Origin of the sequence: Thermodesulfatator atlanticus DSM 21156, assembly GCF_000421585.1 — a bacterium.
GTDB lineage: Bacteria > Desulfobacterota > Thermodesulfobacteria > Thermodesulfobacteriales > Thermodesulfatatoraceae > Thermodesulfatator > Thermodesulfatator atlanticus.
On the sequence record NZ_ATXH01000013.1, the window covers coordinates 43346 to 65652 of the forward strand.

Consider the following 22307-nt stretch of genomic DNA (forward strand, 5'->3'; position numbering starts at 1 on the left):
GCAAGATAGCTTTTCTAAAGGCCCGTACAAGGATGCGTTCCCATTTTTCGGAACGAAAAATAGGAACGGATCCCTGAGCTTGTGCTTGCAACACTAATCCCTACAATTTTGCAAAGGTCTCGAAAACAATTTAGATATTTAGGTATTAAAAAATAATTTAAAAACTAAAAAGGGAGGGAGTACCCCCTCCCTTTTTAGACTTAGAAATTACGCAGGGTCTTATAGAGGTTGCCTTTGCGGTCGTAGATGGCGATTTCTATGGGGGTGACTCCGGGACCAGCCGCATGGGTAGCACAAGCTAAGCAGAGGTCATAGGGTCTGAAGGCCATCTCAACGTAGTTAAGAATCGCTTCGTTTACTTTGCCCTCTTTAATGAAGTGCTTGGCAGCTTTTCTGATAGCTGCGTTAATCGGACCTTTGTTATGGGTAGTAGCAACAATCATGTTGGCATTAGTAACGTAGCCGTTTTCATCGGTCTGATAATGATGGATCAAGGTGCCACGAGGAGCTTCAACAATACCAACACCTTCGCCGGTAATATTAAAATCATGACGGCGGGTTTCTGGAGAGGTAATTTCAGGATCACTTGCTAGTTCCACAATACGCTCTGCAGAATGGAGCATCTCAATGGCACGAGCCCAATGGTAAGCCTGGATATAATGCACCGGACGTTCATTAAAGGTGCTCCAGAATTTTTCGTATGCTTCCTGGGCAAGAGGAGTGCTAAAACCCTTAGCCACGTTAATACGAGGAAGGGGCCCTACACTATAAAGGCTTGTCCCCTCACCATCATCATAGCCCTTCCAGCCGATTTGCTTGAGGTATGGCATCTTAAGGTAGCTCCAGGGAAGCACTCTCTCAGAGATAAAATCAAGATATTGTTTGCCGGTGTATGAACCTATTTCTTCTCCGTTGTAGGAAATCACTTTCTGGACCTTGGGCTCATATAAAGAAGAGATTATGCCATTTTCATCCACGCCAGCCATGTAATTTACAACGACCTTATACATGTCGCCGGTAACGAGTTCCATATATTTTTCGTTCTTGAGCACAACATCTTCAAACACCTGGAGGGTAAATTTGCCGAGTTCCACGAGCTCTTTGCCCCAGGCAAGGATCTGCTGGCGCTCTTCTTCATTCAGCTTTTTGGCCCAGCCACCAGGAAGCGCAGAAACAGGATGATTAGGCTTACCCCCTAAGAGTTCGAAAATTTTAACCGCATAACCACGGCGCTGAAGCACCTGACGCCCTACATCGACGCCTACTTTCATGATTAGGCCGATTAAGTTTCTCTCAGCAGGTGAAGCCTCAGGACCAACAACATAATCAGGAAGCCCCAGGGCATAGAGAATAGCCGCATGATCTTCAACGTGGTGGGCGTTAAAATAAATCTCACGCAGTTTACGTGCCACCGGAGTAGGCTCTACACCAAAAATTTGGTCCATAGCCTTCATGGAGGCGGTAAAATGGACCCCTCGGCATACCCCGCAAATGGTAGAAACTGTGCGGGGGACTTCCTCCATGGGCATGCCCTGTACAAATTTTTCGTATCCACGAAACTCTACTACCTGGAAGAAGGCATTATCCACATTGCCATTATCATCAAGGAAAATGGCAATCTTTCCATGCCCTTCCAATCGAGTAATCGGCTCAATAGTTATCTTTTTCATCAAAAATCCTCCTAAGGATTATTTCTTATTAAGCAAAGAACTGGGATATGAATAGCGGTAAATAAACTGGACAAGATTGGGATATTTTTTAAGAAGCTGATCAACAGCTTCGTCGGTAAGCATTGTTCCCAAAGCACTCACCGCTTTGGCCCCGTAATCCTTAACCCCTGGAAGCGGACCACCACAGCCGCGACAAGGAATGCCAACTTTGGGGCAAAGGGCCTTGCAATCTCCCTGGGTAAAGGGGCCAAAACAGATGTAACCCTGCTCAAGAAGACACCTTCCGTCATCAGGAGCGCCTTCAAAAGTGCGCCTGACCTCTGTAGTAAGTTCGCGTTTTTTGCCCTGAAGAGCAGGATTTCTGCCGCAAAAATCACACACGGCCTTTCCACAGGTGATCCAGGAGCCTTTGGGAGGAAGTTTTCCTTCAATGATGGCACCAATAGCTTCGCCAACAAAATCCGGGTGAGGAGGGCATCCACCCATAAAATAATCAACTTCCACTACAGATGATATGGGACGCACTTCATCGAGAAAACGCGGCAGGGTTAAATCATATTTACCGTCTTCTTTCCACTCTGGCTGGGGTAAAATGCCTTCTGGATTGTCAGTGCTGAAGGTATTTTTGTAAGCATGTTCTAAAAGCTCTTCTTTTTTGAATAGGTTCGACATCCCCGGAATACAACCTTCAGAAGCGCAGCTACCAAAAGCTACCAGGACTTTAGATTTGGCCCTTAAGACCTTGAGCATATGCTCGTGCTCGTCAAGGCGTACCATTCCATCTACCAGGGCCACATCAATAGAACCATCAGGCATGGACTCAAGGTCTTTATATTTCACGTCGGCTACTGTAGGCGCCCAAAAAACCACTTCCAGGTGTTCAAGGGCGTCTATAAGTCTTTCAGAAAGGTCCACAATAGCCATTTCACAGCCGGCACAACCTCCGGCTAACAAAACGCCTAACTTAATTTTATCCTTGGACATTGGATGCCTCCTATATGACTACTAAGACTTTTGTTTCAAAGGATTCGGGCCGAGCTTTTTGAGCTGTTCGGTAAACTCCGTGGTTACTTCGGCAACGCGCTGGCCCTCAGATCCAGAAATCCATTCCACACGCACCCTTTCAGCTTCAAAACCCATATCAGCCAAAAGCTTTTTAAAAATACGAAAGCGATTTCTTGCCTTATAATTACCAACCTGGTAATGGCAATCACCAAGGTGTCACCCACCTACTAGCACACCGTCTGCACCCCTGGCAAGGGCCTCTAGTACATGTTCCGGCTCAACTCTTCCAGAGCAGGGTACACGGATGAATTTGATAGTGGGAGGATATTTAAGCCTCAAGCTACCTGCCAAATCTGCGGCAGCATATGTACACCAGTGACAAGCAAAACCAACGATATTAGGTGTAAATTCCATAGTTAACCCTCCTGCTTTTCTTTAAGACGCTTATCGCTCTGAATCCGAGCGATGATATCTTCACGTGGTGTTTCTTGAATAGCTGCAACTTGTTTAGGATCAAAGCCCATGCAAAGTGCTAATAATTGTGTGTAATAAAAGACTGGTATTTCAAAATCTATTTCCCCGCGATCACGAAGAATCTTCTGGCCGCCATCCATCTGGAGGTAACAAGAAGAACAACCAACTACTATCATGTCAGCGTCTATTTCTTCTTTGATAGAGATTAGCTTTTCTTTAAGAAGCCCCAAAGACTTTTCCATGTTGGTGCTGCGCATTCCACCCATACCACAGCAAGCCTCAATACGGCTGTAATGGGGCACATCTGCCTCAAGGGCTTCGCAAAGCTCTTTCATAATGGTGGGGAAAAAGGGATTAGGATCCCTGACCGCCATAATTTTGGAAGGCCAGAGGGCATGACAACCCACCTGGATAGCTATGGTCATCTGACGCAAAGTATATTTGATGTTTTCGTTGATCTTCTCAGGCCCAACGAACTTATAAAGGGCATGGAGCACGTGATAAACGTTAGAAGTCCCTTTATAGCGGCGGTTGATAAGGGCAAGTTTTTCCTGAACTGTTTTGCGGTATTCTTCGTTGTGCTCAACCATGTGCTTTGTTTCAGCAAGGATACCAAAACAGCTGTTACATCCTGTAACGATATCAACGCCTTTTTCTTCTGCCAGGGTGATATTCCTTGCCGAAACTGAAAGCCAAGTAGGAAGATCAAAAGAGGGAAGTGTTCCCCAAGAAGGACAACAGCTTGCTCCCTCAAGGTCAACCAAATCAATCCCCAAGGCTGGCAAAGCCTTTCTCATGGATTGTTCTATATCTGGTAGCTTCAAAGGAATATTGCAACCTAAGAAAAGTCCCATGGTATTCATTTATAGCCTCCTTAACTAAAATAACCCCAATTCCATAATAGGACTATTTTCAATGAGAGTCTGGATCTCCTTAACTGCTTCAGGATAGCTTGCCGCGGTAGGCGGATCTGGCGGCAAGCCAACTTTCTGCCTTGTCTCCTTGTAGGCCTCGGTGTAAACAGCGTGGCCTTTTTCAAAGAGATTCATCTGGCTCTGGACCGCAGAAGTGGAGAAGGCAAGCTCCATAGCCTGATAGCGACGGTAAGCAAAAACCACTTCAAAAGGCTTAACATTGCGCGGACAAATCTCCACGCAACGGTTACAGGCCTGGCAGGCCCAAGTGGAAGAGTCTTCTATCATTTCTTCCAAGTGGCCAGTCTGGATAAGGCGGATAAGCTTTTTAGGGTTAAGGGTAAAGCCTGCTAAGGCCATAGGACAAATGGATTCGCAGGCGCCACACTGGATACACCTGACAACCCCTTCTCCGCCTAGTCTAACTATGGTTTCAATCGCCTGTTTGCGATCTTTTTCGTTTAAAACAACAACTCCTTCGTACATTTGTCTCCTCCTAGACCGCCATAGTTAAGGCCTCAACTTGGGCCTCAATCTGCTTATCAGTAAAGCCGTGGAGAATAATGGCCTCAGACGGACAAGTGCTGGTGCAAACACCACAGCCCTTACAGGCAGTAACGCTGATTTTGGCACGCGGACGATCATTGACCAGTTCCATGGTAATGGCCTGATAAGGACAAACCGCTACACAGAGGCCACAGCCGCTACATTTTTCCTGATCAACCTCAGAAATAGTAGGCTCAATGACAACCTTTCCACGCGCAAGGGGTACCGCAGCTGCTGCGGCAGCGCCTTTGGCCTGGGCCACAGTATCTGGAATGTCTTTGGGACCTTGGCAACATCCTGCTAGATAAATACCCTCAACCGCTGTTTCAACTGGTTTAAGTTTGGGATGAAGCTCTTTAAAGAACCCAGAACCATCTATGGTGAGATGCAAGGTCTGGGCAAGTTTTTTAGCATCATCAGGCACTTCGATAGCCGTGGCAAGGATGACCATGTCGGCTTGTACTTCCACATCTTTGCCAAGGCCGGCATCATAGGCCATTACCCGCAAGCGACCATCAGGGAGCACCTCTATGCCGCCTGGCTTTCCTCGAACGATATTGATACCCTTTTCAATTGCAGAAGTATAGTATTCGTCGAAGTCTTTGCCTGGTGTTCTAACGTCCATAAAGTGCATGTATATGTCGATATCAGGGTACTTATCCTTGATAAGTTTGGCCTGCTTTATCATGTACATGCAGCAGACACGGGAACAATAAGTGTGATAGCGGTGGTCACGTGAACCAACACAGGAGATAAAAGATATAACCTTTGGCTTTTCATTGGTGGAAGGACGCACAAGCTTTCCACCAGTAGGCCCAGTGGCTGAAAGCAAACGTTCAAACTGAAGCGCGGTCATGACATCTGGATGATGCGGTGCGTATTCTTTGAACCAGTCTTTTTCCATGACCTTAAAGCCCGTGGCCACTACAATGGTTCCCACGTCGAGCTCAACAACTTCGCCTTCAGGATCAAGGGCCAGGCTACGATTAATGGCGCCTGCCGGGCAAGCACGCTCACAAGGAGCAAGAATGGGTTTGCCGGTGCGCTTACTAATCTTAGGCTCAGTGCCGAACTTGCGTCCTGCACAATTAATGCAGTTGTCTATATCGATGACGGCTTTCTTTGGCACTGCCTGAGGAAACTGGATATAAACCGCAGGACGATGGTCAAGGCCGGCGTTGAATTCGTTAGGAACCTTGACCGGACATTTTTCCATGCACTCGCCGCAGCCAGTACACTTTTTCCAGTCAACCCAGGTCTGTTTTTTGCGGACTTTTACTTTGAAGTTACCAACGAAGCCGTCGATGTGTTCTACTTCGGAGTATGTAAGAAGTTCGATGTTGGGGTTGGTGCTAACCTGCACCATTGCGGGGGTGAGTATTCACGCCGAGCAATCGTTGGTGGGGAAGGTTTTGTCAAGCTGGGCCATCACCCCACCGATAGATGGCTGTTTTTCAACGAGATAGACCTTATAGCCCATGTTGGCTAATTCAAGGGAAGAAAAGATACCGGCCACACCACCACCAATAACAAGCGCGGTCTTATTAACTCCTACTTCGATCTCCTCAAGGGGCTCAGCATAAAGTACTTTGGCCACCGCACTTGCGACTAATTGTTTGGCCTTCTTGGTGGCACCTTCTTTGTCAAAGGCATGTACCCAGGAATCCTGGTCACGAATATTGGCCATCTCAATCAGATACTTATTGAGCCCGGCATCTTCAAGAGCCTTGCGAAAGATGGGTTCGTGGGTTCGAGGGGTACAAGCAGCCACCACGACACGGTCCACCAAGCCCTTGCGAATGTCTTCTTTGATCATTTCCTGGCCAGGATCGGAACACATAAAAAGATTGGTGCGCGCTACCGCCACACCGGGAAGCTTTTCCGCAAAGGCCCTTACTTCCTCACAATCCACAACACCGGCGATATTTTCGCCGCAGTAACAAACATAAACTCCAACCTTTGGCATATTTATCCTCCTTAAAGGCCCTATTATCCGTGTAATTTTTTGAGGTTTTCTTCGGCTTTTTGTTTTTTGACTTCGGTAGCCTTCTTGACAATATCAAGCACTTTGTCAGGAAGTTTGGGATCTTCTTCCAGAGGAAATTCTTCGATGGTCTTTCTGCGGGCATCAGCAAATGCCCCACGGGCTTTAGGCGTCCTGATAATTACGGAAGTCCACCCTTCAGGGGCCCCAATCCCGCCAAAAGAAATATCAGCAAACTCTGCAGCGTAATCATCGCAATATTTACAGGCAGGACGTTTGAGGTCTTCTATCTCTGAAAGTGGAATACGTTTTTCTTCGCCGTTTTCGAGCTTGATAATCAAAGCGTCTTTTATATTAATTTTGACAATTTGCTCCCATTTAAAGCCGCCTAGTTCCTCAAGTTTTTTGCGGCCAGATTCGTCAAACATGAAGTGCCCTGAACAAAAGAGCCCAAGAAGCATATAGAAGGTTTCCGAAGGTGCCAGGTTAAAAAATTGCATCTTGCGCATGGTATGGATCTGGCAGGGAGTACCCACAATGGCCACCCTGCGAAGCTTCTCTGCCATAACGGGACGTAGGCCCTCGAAAGACGGAGCAAAAGTAGAATAAATGTGGCTTAAGTCCTGGGCTCCTGCCGAAACATCATGGAAAAAGCCAGCAGCTTCAATAACTTCTTCAGGAGTGGTCACCACTGCTGGCACCGCCAAGAAGGGATTAATGCGTTTGGCTACCACCGCACCGTCAATCACCCCACGCTTTAAAAGGTGAACCAAAAGTGCCGTCACAACCCCGCCGTCTGTGGCACGCTGGCGGATCTCAGGGCTTATCGCGCGCGCTACCTTTACCCCAAGTACAGGCCCTACGGGCGGCTCCCAGCCAGCAGCCTTACGGAACTCGTCTTCCTGGTAGGCCGCCTCGGGACAGACCATATAACAGATGCCACATTCAATACATTTTTCTATGTCTTTATATTCGGGAAAGCCCTCAGCATTAAAGCCCAGCGCGCCATAGTTAATGGCGGTACACACCGAAACACAACCACCACACCTATGACATAGCCCTTTTCCAACTACTTCTTCCAGGAGATTTTCAAATGTTTTCATAGAACACTCCTATCACCAAAAGTGAATTATTTTCTTATGCGCCTTATATCATAATATACATTTTGTCAAGCTAATGTTTCTTGAACTAAATTATAAATTAGACTTAAAATCCTTTTTTCAATTGCTTTAACATAACCCTAAACATAATTTCTTTCAACGAGAATTAACTACTTAAGCTAGAGCCAGTTTTAGCATCAGGTATACCTAAATACTTGTTGTTCAATTAGACTAAATATAATTTTTAGTAAAACGAAAATTTATTAATAGTTTTGTTTTTGCAGCCAACTTGTCTAATTAATGTTACGTTTGCAAACAAGATGACACATAAGAAACGGACTTCTTAAGCTAGGCTTGAAAACGAAGTGGTCGATCTTTCAAAAATTTAGAGAGACCTTTGCAAACACCTTTTTGAGTTCCGGGATCTGTACCCGTTTTAAGTGACGAAAAATGGGAACGGATCCCTTGGGATTGCAACCCTGATCTCGGTAATTTTGCAAAGGTCTCTTACGGTAAAAAACTTATGAGAGAACCTTTGGCATAAAGGCCACAGCCCCAAATCTTCTCCCCGCATTTTAAAATCACATAGCCTTCTTCGATATGTTCCACGATAAAAGGCATCTTTCTTTCCCGGCGGAGGCGATCAAGCTCAGCGGGAGAGAGCACTACGATGTTTTTAGTGGCATGATGTCCAAAGCGCTGAAGGGCCGTAGAGGTTGGCTTTAACCAGTGGGAAACACGGCGGGTAAAAAGAAGGCCCACTGTTTGAACCTTAAGCATTTGAAAAGGTTTGATTTCCTCTGGTGCTGCAAAAAGCCAATAGTTCTTCGAGGTAGAAAGAATCAAATAACCTCCGAAGACATTTTTCGGAATACCAAAACGTTCCTCCCAGAAAGAAAGAACCTCATCGCGCTCTTCAAAACTCACCACCCTGGGCCATTTGGCATCCTTGTGGATTTTCTTGCGCCTTTTTTTAGCCATTTACGCTAGCCTTCTTAGTTTGATCACAAAAAACCCTACTGAGTTCGTCTCATGAGGATAAAATCTCGCCGCGTAATTAAGGGAAGGATGAAGTATCTTCCCCTCCCACTCGGTTACGCCGGGATGATGAGGTAAGAGATAATCACACGGGATAACCTCTGCCTGGCGTTTACGCAAAAGATAATCCACCACTAATTCGTTTTCTTCGGGATTAAACGTGCACGTGGAATACACCACCACACCACCTACTTTTACCAAGTCAAAAGCACGCACCAAAAGCCCTTTTTGAATAGCAGGCAAATTGGTGTGGCCTTCTTTTTGGTAAAGAAGCTCACCTTCATAGCCCTGACGATAACGGCCTTCCCCTGAACACGGCGCATCCACCAAAACCTTGTCAAAGGGCACTCCAAAGGGAAACTGCTCCCCACGATAAAGGGTAGTCATGACACAGGCCACACCTAAGCGCTTAAGATTGGCCACCAGCGCTGTAAGCCTGTCAAGGCGGCGGTCATTGGCCACAATGATGGCCCTGTCCTGAGAAGCCTGGGCTATTTGAGTGGTTTTACTTCCAGGGGCAGCGCACATGTCAAGAATGTATTCTCCAGGCTCTGGCTCAAGGGCAAAGACCGGAAGGGCGCTGCTTATGGTCATAGGATAGATATAGCCGAGATAGTATTCCTCAGTACTTCCCAAGGGGAAATCCCTTGGCTCAGCCCTATAAAAACCAGGAAATCCCGGCACGGGCTCGGCCTTTACCCCCTGGCGAGCAAGGCCATCAAGGACTATTTGAGGCCTTGGGCACTTAAGCTCGTTAATACGAAAATAAAGGGGCAAAGGTTCCTTAAGATGGGCTAAAAAGCCTTCAAAATCAGGAATAAGATCCTGATAACGCTCAAAATAAGTCCTTGCTTCATTAAGGCTTAACATCCTGATTTTCCGTTCTTAAACAGCCTTCTTAGCTCTTCGTGTGAAGGGATGATGATATCTGCTTCTCTTAGATGTTCAGGAGAAAGTGTAGTGGTGAGTGCAATACAAGTAAGCCCTGCACCTTTGGCGCTTTTTATCCCTGCTGGAGCATTTTCCACCGCCGCGGCCAAGGGCTTAGGGACCCCAAGGGTTTGACTTGCCAAAAGATAGGGCTCAGGATGCGGTTTGCGCCGCTTGACTCTGTCTCCGGTAAGCACAAAATGAAAAAGCCTAAGAAGCGCCTGCGGCAAAATATCTCGCAAAATTTCTTCGTGAGAGCTCGTAACTAAAGCAAGCCTTTTTCCTTCACGCCTCAAATCAGAAAGAAGATCAGGGATCTCCGGAAAAGGCCTGACAAAGGCCTGATATTTCTTGCGGAAAAGCTCACGCTGACGTTTAAGCACTGCCTGGAAAAGTTCATCTGTGGGGGAAACACCCTGGTCTTCAAAAATTTTGCGCGAAGTCTCAGCTTCAATAGCGCCTTCGTGAAGGTAGAGGGCCTCTTCAGGGACGTTTAAGCCAAACTCACGGAAGGCCTCCTGCCATGCCCTAACATGCCAGGGCATGCTGTCTAAAACCACACCGTCCATATCAAACAGAATCGCTTCTTTTTCTTTGAGCTCCATCACGAAATACCAAGTCTTTTAAAAATTTCTTCTTTGGTGAGACCTTCAATATAAATTCTTTTGCGCCGAGAGGTAAGACCAGAAATTATTTTTAGGTGGTTTTTGGAAAGAGAAAGTCTCTTGGCAAGAAAGGAAATAAGGGCCTTATTGGCTTTACCTTCAACCGGGGGAGCTTTTAATTTTATTTTTAAGGCCTCTTGGTATGGACCTATTATCTCATCCTTGCTGGCCTTGGGCTGAAGATAAACATCCAAAGCAAAGCCGTCTTTATAAGGCTTAAGCATTAGTCTTTAAAAGCCCGTTCCAGGTATTCCTCCCAGGTCTTAAGAAAGGTCTTGAGCTCTATAAGCATTTTTTCACGCTCGTTTTTAAGGGTTTCTATCTCAAAAAGGATTTCATCCCGTTTGTCTTTGGCATCTTTAATTAAGCGGTCAGCTTCTTCCCGAGCCTCAAGCAAAAAGGCCTTGGCCTCAGCTTCTGCCTCTTTTTTTATGCTCTCTGCCAGGTTTTCCGCTTTAAGCAGGGCCTCTTTGATATGCTTTTCTTCGCGTGTAAGTCGTTCTAACTCTTTTTTAAGTTTTGACACTTCGTCTTTTAAGGCGTTATTTTCCCGCTGAAGCTCTTTAAAGGCTTCAGCTATTTCTTCCAAAAATTCTTCTACCTCGCCTTTATTGTAGCCAAAAAGAGACGACGAAAAGCTTTTTTCTTGGATATCAATAGGGGTAAGATCCATAGAAATCACCTCAAAGCGTAAGCAAGGTCATAAAGAGACGGCACCAAAAATTGTTTTAAAAACATAATTACCAAAATGGCAATCAAAGGAGAAAGATCAATGCCTCCCATTGGTGGGATAAAACGCCTAATTCTTGCTAGCACAGGTTCAGTTGCTCCGTAAAGAAACCTCACAATGGGATTATAGGGATCAGGATTCACCCAGGAAAGAAGCGCCCTGATAATGATAATCCACATGTAAATAGAAAGCGCAACGTCAATGACCTGTGCCAACGCCCGTAAGAAGTTCGACAAGATAAACATCTACCGCCTCCGAATTCAAAAATTTAAAGTCCACCGCGGCCAAAAGGACAAACCGGAAAAGTGCACTTCTTACACCCAAAACAAAACCCTCCGTGGCCAAGCTTGGCAAGCTCTTTACGCGTTATTTTTTCGCCACAGATAACCCTTGGAAGCACCAAATCAAGCACCGTGGTCTTAAAATACATGCCACAGGCAGGTATCCCCAAAATAGGCACCTTCCCTTTATAAGCCACCAAAAACATAGCCCCAGGAAGCACCGGGCTCCCGTAAGCCAGGGAATCAACTCCTAACGCGGCGATAGCCTTAGGCGAGACATCGTCAGGGTCAACAGACATGCCCCCGGTAACAAGCACCAACTCTGCGCCACTGGCAAGCATGTCCGAAATAGCTTTGGTAATGAAATCTTCCTGGTCAGGACAAAACTTAACACCCAGAATCTCCAGGCCAAATTTCTTAAGTTTGGGGGTAAGCGCCGGGACAAAGGCGTCTTCCACCCGGCCGTAATAGACTTCGTTTCCCGTGATAACAAGGGCGGCTTTCCTAATAGTAGGGGGCTTTACCGTAAGTATCTTTTGCGAGGCGCAAATTTTTTCGACTTCATCAAGAAGCTTTCCCTTAACTACCAGCGGAATGGCCCGCCCCGCAGCAATGGCTTCCTGCTTACGCACAAAAAAGCCATCATGCTTGGTGGAAAGCATTATCTCACCCAGGAGATTGAGCTGATAAAGGGCCTCGGTGTCTATCTTCAAAAGGCCTTCATAAGCAGCATGAAAAGTGACTTTTCCTTCTTTGATGTTTGGGTCATGGTAAACCCCTTCGCCTGCCACGGCATTGGCAAGGCGAAGAGCAGCTTCGTCTTCGTGGATTTCGCCTTCTTCAAGCTCAAGGGCGTAAATGTGGTCCTTTCCCATACGTTTTAAGCGCGGGATGTCTTCTTCCTTCACCACGTGGCCTTTTTTAAAGGCTGGACCCTTAAACTCTCCTGGACGAATCTCGGTAAGGTCGTGGGGAATAACCATCCCCACGGCCTCTTCCACTGGAACTCGTCTCACTCTCATTGGGTAAATCCTTTTTTGCGTGCCTTGTTATCGTAGGCTTCGATAATACGCTGTACCAGCGGATGGCGCACTACGTCCTGTTTGTCAAAAAACACAAAGGCAATGCCTTCTATCCCCTGCAGCAGCTCAACCGCCTCGATAAGCCCGCTTTTCCGGGCATCAGGAAGGTCTATCTGGGTAATGTCTCCGGTGATAACCGCACGGGAACTGAACCCAAGGCGCGTGAGAAACATCTTCATCTGCTCAGAGGTGGTATTCTGGGCCTCGTCAAGGATGATGAACGCTTCGTTAAGGGTGCGCCCACGCATAAACGCAAGAGGCGCAACTTCTATCGCACCTTTTTGGATAAGGCGTGAGGCCTTATCATAAGGGAGCATGTCGTATAAGGCATCATAAAGCGGACGCAGGTAAGGATTTACCTTTTCTACCATGTCTCCTGGGAGGAAGCCGAGTTTTTCTCCTGCTTCCACTGCCGGGCGCACCAGGATAATACGCTGGATCTCTCCGCGCATGAAATAAGAAATGGCCATGGCCATGGCAAGATAGGTTTTGCCTGTCCCCGCAGGGCCTACCCCAAAGACGATATCGTGGTTCCTGATGGCGTCAATGTAAATTTTCTGGTTAAGGGTCTTGGGGGTTATGACCTTGCGCCCTGAACTTACAAAGACCGTCTCAAGGAATATGTCTTTCAAGTTAATGAGCGGGTTCTGGCTAATAATGCGCGTGGCATACTCTACGTCACTCGGATAAAGCGTATAGCCCGCTTTAAGAAGCCCGTAAAGTTGTTCACAGGTACGGTCGGCAAGCTCGGTATCCAGGCGCTCACCAGTAATGTGCATTTCGTTGCCACGCACCTGGATATGCACGTTAAAGGCCCTTTCTATCGTTTTTAAGTGTGCGCCCTTTTCGCCGTAAAGCCAACGCGCCAGGGCATTGTCTTCAAAGGTACGCTGTAAAGTAATTACTTCGGGTGTTCTAGCCATTTTTTCCTTCATAATCTTTCACTTCATTAAATTTTTTGATTTTTTTCGCTAAAAGTATAACCATCTTTTGGCCCTTGCCCAAGTGGCCCTATACCCGGATAGGGGCTTTTTGCTTTTTTAGCTCTTCAAGCCTGCGGTTGTAAAAATCTATGACTTCACGACGGCCAAGCATCCCCAAAAATTCCCGGGGATCATCATCTGAAACCACTGGAAGAGCGTCAATGTTGCGGACAGTAAACTTGCGAAAGGCGGTGTGAATGTCTTCTGAAGGATGCGTGGTGATAATATCGTATCTGGCAACATCTTTTATGGTAAGAAGATCCCAGGCTTCTGGTTGCTTAAGTATTTCCCGAATATCGTTCAAAGAAAAAATGCCAACCAGTTTTCCTTCTTCATTTACCACGGGGAAATAGTGCTGTTCTGTTTCGAAAAATACCTTTACAAACTCCCGAAAAGGCATGCTTTCTGGGAACACGAGCCATTTTTTCCGCTTCGGATCAAAAACGTCTTTCACCTTGGCCTCAGCCAGAACATCCAGAAAAAATTCTCCGCGATGAGCAGGAGAATCAAACTTGGTGGGAACCTGCCACTCGTAAAGACTTTGATAGCGGAAGGCACTTGAAAAGAATTTCTGTACGAAATAAGCCATAATGACCGAAAGGGCGGCGGCCCCAAGCATGTGAAAGGCTCCAGTCATCTCAATAACCATAAAGAGGGTCGCCAGAGGAACGCGCGCTGCTGCGCCAAAAACCGAAAGCATGCCTACTACCACGTAAGGCGCAGGGGGTTCCTGAAAACAGTAAGCAAGCAAGGCACCTAACATGGCCCCTACGAAAAGACTTGGCGCATAGACTCCGCCAGAGCCACCTGAGCCCACGGTAAGCCCTAGGGCCAAAATTTTGGCAAAAATGAGCACCAGCATAAGCTTTGCCGGAAGACTTCCATCAATAGCCGCCTGAATCCAGGGATAGCCCCCTCCCAAGACCTGAGGAAAAGCTACGGCCAAAAGCCCTACGCCTAAGCCGCCTAGGGCCGGTTTTAAAATCTGGGGAAACTTAAGGCCTTTGAAAAAATCCCTTATGCGGTAAAAGGCCTCTGGCAAAATGATGGCTATAATTCCTGAACACACCCCTAAGCTTGCAAAAAAGAGATATTGATCAGGCCTGGTGACGCTTATATCCGGAACATGAAAAAGCGGCTCCCAGGTAACAAATATGCCGTTTAGCACGTAGCCGGTGACAGAGCCCAACAAACAAAAGAGCACGGTATGGGATTCAATGTCCATTTCACTATAGAGGATGCCAATGGCAAACATGGCCGCGCCAATAGGGGAACGAAAAACCGCCCCAAGCCCTGCCGCCATACCTACCAGCAAGAGAAGACGCCGCTCAGGGACTGAACGCTTAGTAAGGGTGGCGTAAAGCGAGGCAATGCCAGCACTTATCTGGACTACGGGGCCTTCTCGGCCAGCTGAGCCCCCTGAGCCAATGGTAATGGCCGAGGCAATCATTTTCACAAAAGGTACCCTGGGCCTGATATAACCGTCTTCATAATGGTACGCCTTGATAGCAGCATCTGTGCCGTGACCTTCTGCCTCAGGAGCTAGGCTGTAAACAATTAGACCAGAAAGCAGCCCTCCCAGGGTGGTGGAAAGCGGGATAAGATAACGCGCGGTCTCTGATAAAACCTTTCCGGGTTCGTAGCCCACAAGATTTATCAGGAAGAGATGCTGCGCTTGATCCACTAAAAAAGTAAAAACCTGAGCAGCTAAAAAGCCTACAACTCCCAAAAAGAGGGAATCAATGATTAGGCGTGTGTGTTCTCTTTTCAAGGCCCGGTCTCGGTTTGTCTTTTAAGTTCGTTTAAGCGGCGGTTGTAAAAGTCTATTACCTCCCTGCGGCTAATCATCCCCAGAAATCTTTTAGGATCATCGTCAGCTACCACCGGAAGCTGGTCTATGTTTCTTATGGTGAACTTGCGCATCACCGTATTGATGTCCTCAGAAGGCGAGGTAGTGATAACATCCCTGCGGGCAATGTCTTTAATGAGAAGAATGTCTTTAATGTCCTCATTAAAAATGAAAGGCCTGATGTCATTTATGGAAAAGATACCAACGAGATTGCCTTCTTTATCCACCACCGGAAAATAATGCTGTTCTGTGCGGCCAAAAAGATCAAGAAATTGCCTGAAGGTCATGTCTTCAGGGACCACAGCCCAGACCTTCTGGGGCTTGAAAATGTCTTTTACTTTGATGCCTGCCAGTACATCGGTAAAAAACTCACCCCTGTGCGCAGGCGAATGCACCGGGCTTGGCACCTGGGACTCATAAAGGCTTTTATAAGGTAAAAAGCGCGAAAGATAGGTTTGAATAAGATAGGCCAGCATCACCGACAAAGCTGCTGCTGGAAGGAGCTGGAACCCTCCGGTTATCTCCACCACGATCAAGCTGTTAGCAATGGGAGCACGCGCTGCAGCGCCAAAAACCGAAGCCATCCCCACTACTACGTATGCCGCTGGCGCCTGGCCAAAAAGGCTTGCCACAAAGCCCCCAAGCATTCCGCCTACAAAAAGGCTTGGGGCAAAGTCTCCTCCTGAGCCGCCTGAGCCCACGGTAAGAGAAAACGCGAGAGCCTTGGCCAGCGAAAGAAGGAGCATGGTGTCTCCTGGGATCTCGCCATCTATAGCCCGCTGAAGCCATCCGTAACCAATGCCTAGAACCTGTGGCAGAAAAAGGGCAATAATCCCCAAAAGAAGCCCCCCCAAAGCGGGCTTTAAATACGGCGGAAGAGGCATTTTCTCAAAGGAATGGTGGATGGTTCCAAAAATAACTGGCAAAAAAGCAGCCATAATCCCGCTAAAAAGCCCCAACACCGCAAAAAAGACGTATTCATGAGCTTCTTTGATAGCTATGTCGTAAGGAAGTACAAAAAGTGGCTCCCAGCCCATAAAAAAACCTGAAATGGCATAGGCTACCACCGCGGAAATTAGACAATAAAGAAGCGCCCGAGACTCAAACTCTATCTGGCTATAAAGCACTTCAATAGCAAAAAAAGCACACCCTATAGGAGAACGGAAAATGGCCGAAAGCCCCGCTGCCATCCCCATAAGCAATAGAAGGCGCCTCTCATGGGGCGGGCGGTTGGTAAGCTGGGCGTAAATAGCCCCGATCCCAGAACCAATTTGAGCGGTAGGGCCTTCGCGACCTGCCGAACCACCTGAGCCAAGGGTTATCGCAGAGGCAATCATCTTAACAAAGGGCACCTGTGGCCGCACCCGCCCTTCTTCAAAATGAAAGGCCCTGATGGCCGCATCAGTACCATGACCCTTGGCTTCAGGAGCAAAAAGATAAACTACAAGCCCTGCTAAAAGGCCTCCCAAGGTGGTGACAAAGGGAATCAACAAAAGACCATAAGGACCAATCCATTCTTCGGTGCTTCCACCCTCGGTAGGAAGGCCTGGAGGCTTGTATTGAGCCAGGTGGTGAAGAAAAATCTCCTGGCCAAGATTAACGAGATGTGCAAACACATAGGCGGCAATAGCGCCGACAAAGCCCATTAAAACGGTATCTAAAAGGAGCCATAAATGCCGCCTTTCCAAAGACTTCCACCTTTTCAATAGGATCTAAATCCTTATATAACGAAATCCACAGCAGTAGCAAGAAGTTTCAAGGCCGTAAGGGCCAACGTGGCGAACTCACTCACACCCTCCATAAAAAGCGACTTTTACGTCAGAGTGATCTTTCGGGATTTTTGGGTAAAAACGTTCCCTCGAAATAAAAAGCTTCGATTTCTACGTTTTATTGACCAAGGCCCGAAAATACCCGAAAGTTAGCCGAAACGGGAACAGGAGACTCCATGTGGCAGGGTGTCTCGTGGGGCTTTGTCTTAAGCGGCTTTTTTAAGCCGCTCGGCGAGAAGGTTTGGGAATGGAGATGCCTTTTTCTTTAGCAATCTCCAGCCAGTTTTTTATGGCAACCTGGATTTCTTTCAGAGCCTCTTCCGGAGTATCTCCCACAGCAGAACACCCCTTAAGATCAGGAGCTTCGGCCACATAGCAATTATCCTCTTCGCTAAAGAAGATGATTATAGGGTATCGGTGCATTTGCAAACCTCCTCGATGGCTTTTATTGCCTGACGCACCTGGTAGGGTTTAGCTTCTCCACCTCGGTCCTGGATATTCAGGATACCATTCCATTTGGGATGTGTAAAAATGTGGTGGCTCCCGGTTACCCTTTCAAGAGAGAAACCAAAAGCCTTGAGAAGGGACACAAGATCCCGAAACTTTACGTTTTTCGGATTGCGTTTAAGCCTTTCAAGCCTCTTCCATTTGGAAGACACTTAAGAGTCCCCCTGGTCTTCTGGCACTTCCCGGCCATACTTACGTAGGAGATCCCTCACTGTCTCTTCATATTTAACATGAAAAAACAAGCAGTTTAAAGGAAAGGCTGGAGCCGGCGAGGGGACTTGAACCCCTGACCTGCGGATTACGAATCCGCTGCTCTACCAGCTGAGCTACGCCGGCTAAGATTTAATGCGGACATTAAACACCCGATATCGTCAAGGATCCCTGAGAGCTTGATCAACTAAAAAATGCTCCCAGCAACAAAAATATTTAGCACCCCACAAAGGTTGTTTCAAGCTTAGTAATTCAGTTCCTGCATAAACTGCGGTATGGGAACTTTATAAATTTTCGTCTGACCTTCGCCTTTGAAAAAGTCCCCTGAAACTACAACAAAATATATTTCCTTACCATTAGAAAAAACAGCCTGCACTGCCCCTGGGAAAGTATGACGCCAGAAAAATAACTGGTATCCCTCCCTGGTAAGATAAAGGACCGCTATGGTAGAGCGTTTTGGGCCAGAGAAAAGCCCGCCCAAGATATCGTATTCGTTAAAAGGTAAAAACACCCGTGGCCAACCCTGCCAATTTACGATCTCCGGATTAGGCCAAATCATTATTTTGTTCGGGGTCTGGATCTCTGGTTCAGGCTGATCGAGATAGACATACTGAATGCCGCCGCCGAATTTAACGTTAGAAGTCCAGAGGCGTTTTCGCTCTTGATAAAGCACTAGTTTGCGCCCGGGATTAAAAAAGCCAACTTCGCGTTTACCATCCCGGTTTAAGTCCGCAAAAAATGATCCAAAAATCTGAAAGTTACGCGGCACCTTAAGGCTTGAAAGCTTTTTAAGTCTTTCGCCGTCTATCTTTAAGATAAAAACCCCAGTGCCGAAGAAATCCTCGTTATCAAAGTTCTGGCCAAGAAGCGTCTCTTTGATTCCGTCTCCATCGAAATCAAAAAAACGCAAGATGTAACTTGAATCCTTGGTAACTCTGTAAAAATTTCCATTGCTAAAACGAATTATCCGGGAAATGACCTTTTTGCCGTCAAAGATGTTGAGGGCTATCAGGCCATCTTTACCCACTGAGAAATGAATCAAATCTCCAAAACCTTTGTATTTGTACGTGTAATGTTCCGGGCCTCTCAGGCGCTGAAGCTCAATGGCCTTTTTAGTCAAAGAGGCGATGTAAAAATAAGGGCCAAAGCGCTGGACTTCCAGGTGATAAACAATCTCGCCCAGGCGGCCAACCAGCTGGTATGGTTTGGCATAACGATTATAAGCTGGCGCATAAGTGGGACGCAAAGAGCCAAGGGCATATACACCAAGCGTGTGGCCATCGCTATAAACATACAAAAAGTTTTTATCAGCAACAAAGACCAAGGCTTGCGAAGGCTGCGAGATGGCCTTGCGACTTGAAACCTGCTGGTAGGGCTCCCAGGAAAGATTGATAAGGCCAGCTTTAAGCCGCTCATAAAAAGGAAGTCCCTTTCCAGATAGGTCATAAAAATATGACTTAAATCCATCAAAACGCTTGGCAAGAGTAGCATTGGCCACAGCACACCCGGGCTTAAGACAAAAGACTTTTAGCTCGGAAAAATTATCAAAAACTTTGACCACCTGGGCTACCGCGACAGGATTCTCTTTAGCACCGAGGACTTTTCCGGTAACAGGATCTACTATTCGGGGGCCTTCTCTATAAATGCGCCACCATTCCCCGGGTTTTATCCCTTTGTTTTGCCCGACATTTAAATAAAAGGCCCCCTGCTCGACGATGACTCTTGCAGAAAACGGCTTTAAATCATTAAATATCTGCTCAAAAGTTGGAGTTGCATAGGAACTCGGCAAGCAGAGGAAAAAAAACAAGAGCATAAAAAAAAGTACATGTTTTCCTTTCATAAAAGGCCTCCCCAGAAGGGTTTTGCCGCTCAATTTAGGCCAAAACTCCCACTTTGGCAAAGAGAAATTTTTGTTAAGGGCGTGAATACCCGACTAGGCAAAGAATGATTAACAGACCTTTTGCTTTTTTTTCTGGGGCTCAGGTATTCAGGTCAGGACATGCTCTTCGTCTGTGGCTCTTAAATCCATTCAAAACTTTGCACTACGATGATACCAGCCTTCTTAGCCCGTTCAAGGACGTTTGGTTTAGCAAAATGAGTGACAATAATAGGAACCACTTCGCCACCGATTTCTTCTTTTACGATCTCTATCTTTTTCCAAAGCTGCTTGAGTTTAGCCGGGTCATCCAGCTTAAGGACAGCTTCACCAACCAGGAGGACTTCTTTTCCGTTTTGGCGAGCCTTGGCGAAGATATTTATCTCTTCGTCAGCCACGTAGGTACGGATTATCTTTTCCGAGACTTCCAGACCAAGTTTTTCCTTAAGGAAGGACGGAAGATGCCTATAAGCCTCGTTTTCAAGGGCATAGGCCACGGTGCGAGAAAGGCCGCCAAGTTCTCTTCTGGTGCGCTGAAGCCCACGAGCAAGCTTGGCAATTTCATGTTCGGTACGTTTCTGGGCCTCAGCAAGTTCGTTTAGGCGTTCTTCCGTGCGCTTTTGAGCCTCAGCTAGCTCAGCGACCACCTGTTCTAGACGACTTAGGCGCTCTTCACTACGCTTTTGCGCCTCGGCAAGTTCTTTTACATGGTTGCTAAGATCACGAACGATTTCTTTTAGTTCGTTGAATTCGGTTTTAGTGACCTGATCTCCCATTTGGGAGCGCTGCTTTTCTATCTCCTCCAGGATGGAAAGCAACACTTCCCTTAAAGGGGGCTCAACTTCGCTGATTTTACGGATAAGAGAAACGCTTACAGGCATTTTGTTTAGCCACCAATCATTTTTGGAGAGTTGCTTCTCAAATTGTAAGTTAATTTATAATTTTTTTCAATTTGCGGTTAAGTAGCCGCCTTCCCTTGTATCCTCCGAGCATTTCAACAAAGGATCCTTCATTCGCGCAAGTAAACAAACTTCCACTGTCATGCTGAGGAAGCGAAGCGACCGAAGCATCCATGGGTCGAAATGAAAAAAGGGGGGCCTAAAGGCCCCCCCTTTAAGAGTCTCTTAAGCGTAGTAAGCTTAGAACTTAAACTTCACACCAGCGCCAGCATAGAAGACATCGTCAGCATCTTTGTCGCTGGCAAAGGCGTTCAAGGCATCCCCAGCAAAAAGGTATGCAGCTTCTACGCGGAAGCTCACGTTCTTGTTGTAAGTGTAGTCATACCACATATCAAGTTCCACACCCATGTCTTTATCGCTCTGTTCATTGCCGTTTTTGTCATAGTATTTTACGTCTTTAGCAGTACGGTGCCAGATAACAGCGCCGCGGACCTTGCTCTTGTCGTCGATCTGGTAGGTACCATCAGCCATGAAAATCATAGCGCCACTGTAACCGAAATAGGGAGCCTCGCTGAAGAACATATCGCAGTCTGCAAGCATGCTGTCTTTGAAGAAGATGATACCAATGGGCACGTCCACGTCGATGGAAAGGAAGTTTTTAGCATCTTTATCAGTTACGTCGTCATCACCGCTGGCATAAGCCACGGTACCAGAGACCTTGAACTGGTCGTTCACTTTGAAACCAGCAGTCAAACGGCCAAACCAGGCGCTGCGATCAATGTCATCAAGCCAGGTGTTTGTCCCGGTATCATACACATCAGTAGTACCGCCAAGATAGATAAGATCCCAGGAAAGCATTACAGGATCGATGGTGGTCTTACCGGTGAAACCAAGATAGTAGTCTTTGGGGTAGTAATTGATATTACTGCCGTCATTAAACCCATTATCCTGCATGTCGTGGTAAATGAAGAAACCGCCAAGGGTGGTGGCATCGTCAAGTTTGTAATCAGCCTTAAGCACCCAGGCCTCGCTACCATCAGTCAAACCACCAGCGGTGTTATCAGCCTTTACGCGGTAAAAACCAGCCATGAGGTTCAAGCAGTCATCTTTGTAGTGGTAGGTAAGCCCAGGAGCTGTCTCGGTCCAGACCCAGGTGTTGATCTTGGTGGGCTGAAGACCAAGGCGGATATAACCAGGTACCCCAAGGGGATCAAGGCTTACCTGGGTGTAAAGGAAACGGGTCTCAACGTTTTTGCCATCGCCAGAGTAACTAAATCCGTGGTTATCACTACCATCACCCCAGGCCACGGTTCCTACTTCCTGACCCCAAACAAACTTGGCCATGCCGTCGTCAGTGGCAACTTCCGCACGAAAACGGGCCTTGGTGAGACCGAACCAACCGCTAATTTCATCGGTGTAGGTATCATTGTAGTAATCGACATCGCTCACGTTTCCATTCTGGGCAGGAAGATAATACGCTTTTTCCCCAAAGGCCTGATGAACAGTAAAAATGTCGTTGTTGGTACCAGCGCCGATAAGGTTCCACATCGTACCATGGAACTTGACATCTACGGCATACGCCCCACTACACAACAAAAAGAACGCCGCCAAAACCATCAAAAGCTTCTTACCCATGTCTACCTCCTCCTTATTTTTTTCTTTAATTTTTTGCCTAAAAAACTCGCCATATTTATAGGCCAAGTGCAACTCGTTTGTCAATTAAAAATTGTTGAAATTTTGAGACAAAATTCACACCAATCATTCCACGCATAAATTATGCGCAGCCGAAAATTTC

Annotated in this window: 22 protein-coding genes and 1 tRNA gene; all 23 read right to left on the reverse strand. The window is 46.9% G+C overall.

Translation table 11 applies throughout. The annotated features are described in order from the left end of the window. Positions 1-200 precede the first annotated feature (200 nt). The 23 genes from H528_RS0106635 to H528_RS0106755 all read right to left on the reverse strand — a co-directional run bounded on the left by H528_RS0106635 (position 201) and on the right by H528_RS0106755 (position 22147). The gene (locus H528_RS0106635; RefSeq protein ID WP_022853555.1) at positions 201-1670 is read right to left on the reverse strand and encodes a Ni/Fe hydrogenase subunit alpha; all 1470 of its coding nucleotides are present in this window, start codon (positions 1668-1670) and stop codon (positions 201-203) included. A gap of 18 nt (positions 1671-1688) precedes the next feature. Further along, positions 1689-2654, reverse strand: coding sequence for an NADH-quinone oxidoreductase subunit B family protein (locus H528_RS0106640; protein ID WP_022853556.1), 966 nt, complete (start codon positions 2652-2654; stop codon positions 1689-1691). A 21-nt stretch (positions 2655-2675) separates the two neighbouring features. Then, positions 2676-3089, reverse strand: a complete 414-nt coding sequence (locus tag H528_RS13810) for a hydrogenase iron-sulfur subunit (RefSeq protein WP_157608165.1) — start codon at positions 3087-3089, stop codon at positions 2676-2678. 2 nt (positions 3090-3091) lie between these two features. Next, positions 3092-4012 carry a CoB--CoM heterodisulfide reductase iron-sulfur subunit B family protein gene (locus H528_RS0106650; RefSeq protein ID WP_022853557.1) on the reverse strand — a complete coding sequence of 307 codons (921 nt, stop codon included), beginning with the start codon at positions 4010-4012 and terminating at the stop codon, positions 3092-3094. A 15-nt stretch (positions 4013-4027) separates the two neighbouring features. Next, positions 4028-4549, reverse strand: a complete 522-nt coding sequence (locus H528_RS0106655) for a 4Fe-4S dicluster domain-containing protein (RefSeq protein ID WP_022853558.1) — start codon at positions 4547-4549, stop codon at positions 4028-4030. Between the two features lie 10 nt (positions 4550-4559). After that, positions 4560-6575, reverse strand: coding sequence for a CoB--CoM heterodisulfide reductase iron-sulfur subunit A family protein (locus H528_RS13815; protein ID WP_084677672.1), 2016 nt, complete (start codon positions 6573-6575; stop codon positions 4560-4562). Positions 6576-6598: 23 nt separating this feature from the next. Then, a complete protein-coding gene (locus H528_RS0106665) occupies positions 6599-7696 on the reverse strand; it encodes a Coenzyme F420 hydrogenase/dehydrogenase, beta subunit C-terminal domain (RefSeq protein WP_022853559.1) in 1098 nt (365 codons plus the stop codon). Positions 7697-8200: 504 nt separating this feature from the next. After that, the gene (locus H528_RS14055; RefSeq protein WP_022853560.1) at positions 8201-8674 is read right to left on the reverse strand and encodes a hypothetical protein; all 474 of its coding nucleotides are present in this window, start codon (positions 8672-8674) and stop codon (positions 8201-8203) included. Continuing rightward, positions 8675-9601, reverse strand: a complete 927-nt coding sequence (locus H528_RS0106675) for an NOL1/NOP2/sun family putative RNA methylase (protein ID WP_022853561.1) — start codon at positions 9599-9601, stop codon at positions 8675-8677. Continuing rightward, positions 9595-10266 carry an HAD family hydrolase gene (locus H528_RS13025; RefSeq protein WP_022853562.1) on the reverse strand — a complete coding sequence of 224 codons (672 nt, stop codon included), beginning with the start codon at positions 10264-10266 and terminating at the stop codon, positions 9595-9597. The genes H528_RS0106675 and H528_RS13025 overlap by 7 nt, the downstream gene beginning before the upstream one ends. Next, entirely contained in the window at positions 10266-10550 is a 285-nt protein-coding gene (locus tag H528_RS0106685; RefSeq protein WP_022853563.1) for a DUF167 domain-containing protein, read from the reverse strand. Before H528_RS0106685 ends, H528_RS13025 begins: the two co-directional genes overlap by 1 nt. Then, positions 10550-10999, reverse strand: a complete 450-nt coding sequence (locus H528_RS0106690) for a DivIVA domain-containing protein (RefSeq protein WP_022853564.1) — start codon at positions 10997-10999, stop codon at positions 10550-10552. The genes H528_RS0106685 and H528_RS0106690 overlap by 1 nt, the downstream gene beginning before the upstream one ends. A 5-nt stretch (positions 11000-11004) precedes the next feature. Further along, positions 11005-11301: a YggT family protein gene (locus H528_RS0106695; protein ID WP_022853565.1), complete on the reverse strand. Its 297-nt coding sequence runs from the start codon at positions 11299-11301 to the stop codon at positions 11005-11007. A 23-nt stretch (positions 11302-11324) separates the two neighbouring features. Beyond that, a complete protein-coding gene (locus H528_RS0106700) occupies positions 11325-12353 on the reverse strand; it encodes a molybdopterin-binding protein (protein ID WP_028845830.1) in 1029 nt (342 codons plus the stop codon). 2 nt (positions 12354-12355) lie between these two features. Next, the gene (locus H528_RS0106705) at positions 12356-13342 is read right to left on the reverse strand and encodes a PhoH family protein (protein WP_022853567.1); all 987 of its coding nucleotides are present in this window, start codon (positions 13340-13342) and stop codon (positions 12356-12358) included. 88 nt (positions 13343-13430) lie between these two features. After that, positions 13431-15173 carry a chloride channel protein gene (locus tag H528_RS0106715; RefSeq protein ID WP_022853569.1) on the reverse strand — a complete coding sequence of 581 codons (1743 nt, stop codon included), beginning with the start codon at positions 15171-15173 and terminating at the stop codon, positions 13431-13433. Beyond that, entirely contained in the window at positions 15170-16939 is a 1770-nt protein-coding gene (locus H528_RS0106720; RefSeq protein WP_022853570.1) for a chloride channel protein, read from the reverse strand. Before H528_RS0106720 ends, H528_RS0106715 begins: the two co-directional genes overlap by 4 nt. Before the next feature lie 300 nt (positions 16940-17239). Beyond that, on the reverse strand, positions 17240-17443 hold the full coding sequence (locus H528_RS0106725; protein WP_022853571.1) for a type II toxin-antitoxin system HicB family antitoxin: 204 nt from the start codon (positions 17441-17443) through the stop codon (positions 17240-17242). Further along, positions 17425-17679 (reverse strand): type II toxin-antitoxin system HicA family toxin, encoded by a 255-nt coding sequence (locus H528_RS0106730; protein WP_022853572.1) that lies wholly within the window; start codon positions 17677-17679, stop codon positions 17425-17427. Before H528_RS0106730 ends, H528_RS0106725 begins: the two co-directional genes overlap by 19 nt. Before the next feature lie 108 nt (positions 17680-17787). After that, a tRNA-Thr gene (locus H528_RS0106735) sits at positions 17788-17863 on the reverse strand. 118 nt (positions 17864-17981) lie between these two features. After that, positions 17982-19577 (reverse strand): FG-GAP repeat domain-containing protein, encoded by a 1596-nt coding sequence (locus H528_RS0106740; RefSeq protein ID WP_022853573.1) that lies wholly within the window; start codon positions 19575-19577, stop codon positions 17982-17984. A gap of 179 nt (positions 19578-19756) precedes the next feature. Continuing rightward, the gene (locus H528_RS0106750) at positions 19757-20494 is read right to left on the reverse strand and encodes a DUF8196 domain-containing protein (RefSeq protein ID WP_022853575.1); all 738 of its coding nucleotides are present in this window, start codon (positions 20492-20494) and stop codon (positions 19757-19759) included. Positions 20495-20752: 258 nt separating this feature from the next. Beyond that, complete coding sequence (locus H528_RS0106755; protein WP_157608170.1) at positions 20753-22147, reverse strand: alginate export family protein; 1395 nt, start codon at positions 22145-22147, stop codon at positions 20753-20755. Between the last annotated feature and the right edge of the window lie 160 nt (positions 22148-22307).

Excerpts from the sequence above, each read along its gene's own strand:
- H528_RS0106635 (WP_022853555.1), bottom strand. The coding sequence starts at position 1,670 with ATGAAAAAGATAACTATTGAGCCGATTACTCGATTGGAAGGGCATGGA.
- H528_RS0106640 (WP_022853556.1), bottom strand. The coding sequence starts at position 2,654 with ATGTCCAAGGATAAAATTAAGTTAGGCGTTTTGTTAGCCGGAGGTTGT.
- H528_RS0106650 (WP_022853557.1), bottom strand. The coding sequence starts at position 4,012 with ATGAATACCATGGGACTTTTCTTAGGTTGCAATATTCCTTTGAAGCTA.
- H528_RS0106655 (WP_022853558.1), bottom strand. The coding sequence starts at position 4,549 with ATGTACGAAGGAGTTGTTGTTTTAAACGAAAAAGATCGCAAACAGGCG.
- H528_RS0106665 (WP_022853559.1), bottom strand. The coding sequence starts at position 7,696 with ATGAAAACATTTGAAAATCTCCTGGAAGAAGTAGTTGGAAAAGGGCTA.
- H528_RS14055 (WP_022853560.1), bottom strand. The coding sequence starts at position 8,674 with ATGGCTAAAAAAAGGCGCAAGAAAATCCACAAGGATGCCAAATGGCCC.
- H528_RS0106675 (WP_022853561.1), bottom strand. The coding sequence starts at position 9,601 with ATGTTAAGCCTTAATGAAGCAAGGACTTATTTTGAGCGTTATCAGGAT.
- H528_RS13025 (WP_022853562.1), bottom strand. The coding sequence starts at position 10,266 with ATGGAGCTCAAAGAAAAAGAAGCGATTCTGTTTGATATGGACGGTGTG.
- H528_RS0106685 (WP_022853563.1), bottom strand. The coding sequence starts at position 10,550 with ATGCTTAAGCCTTATAAAGACGGCTTTGCTTTGGATGTTTATCTTCAG.
- H528_RS0106690 (WP_022853564.1), bottom strand. The coding sequence starts at position 10,999 with ATGGATCTTACCCCTATTGATATCCAAGAAAAAAGCTTTTCGTCGTCT.
- H528_RS0106695 (WP_022853565.1), bottom strand. The coding sequence starts at position 11,301 with ATGTTTATCTTGTCGAACTTCTTACGGGCGTTGGCACAGGTCATTGAC.
- H528_RS0106705 (WP_022853567.1), bottom strand. The coding sequence starts at position 13,342 with ATGGCTAGAACACCCGAAGTAATTACTTTACAGCGTACCTTTGAAGAC.
- H528_RS0106725 (WP_022853571.1), bottom strand. The coding sequence starts at position 17,443 with ATGCACCGATACCCTATAATCATCTTCTTTAGCGAAGAGGATAATTGC.
- H528_RS0106740 (WP_022853573.1), bottom strand. The coding sequence starts at position 19,577 with ATGAAAGGAAAACATGTACTTTTTTTTATGCTCTTGTTTTTTTTCCTC.
- H528_RS0106750 (WP_022853575.1), bottom strand. The coding sequence starts at position 20,494 with ATGCCTGTAAGCGTTTCTCTTATCCGTAAAATCAGCGAAGTTGAGCCC.
- H528_RS0106755 (WP_157608170.1), bottom strand. The coding sequence starts at position 22,147 with ATGGGTAAGAAGCTTTTGATGGTTTTGGCGGCGTTCTTTTTGTTGTGT.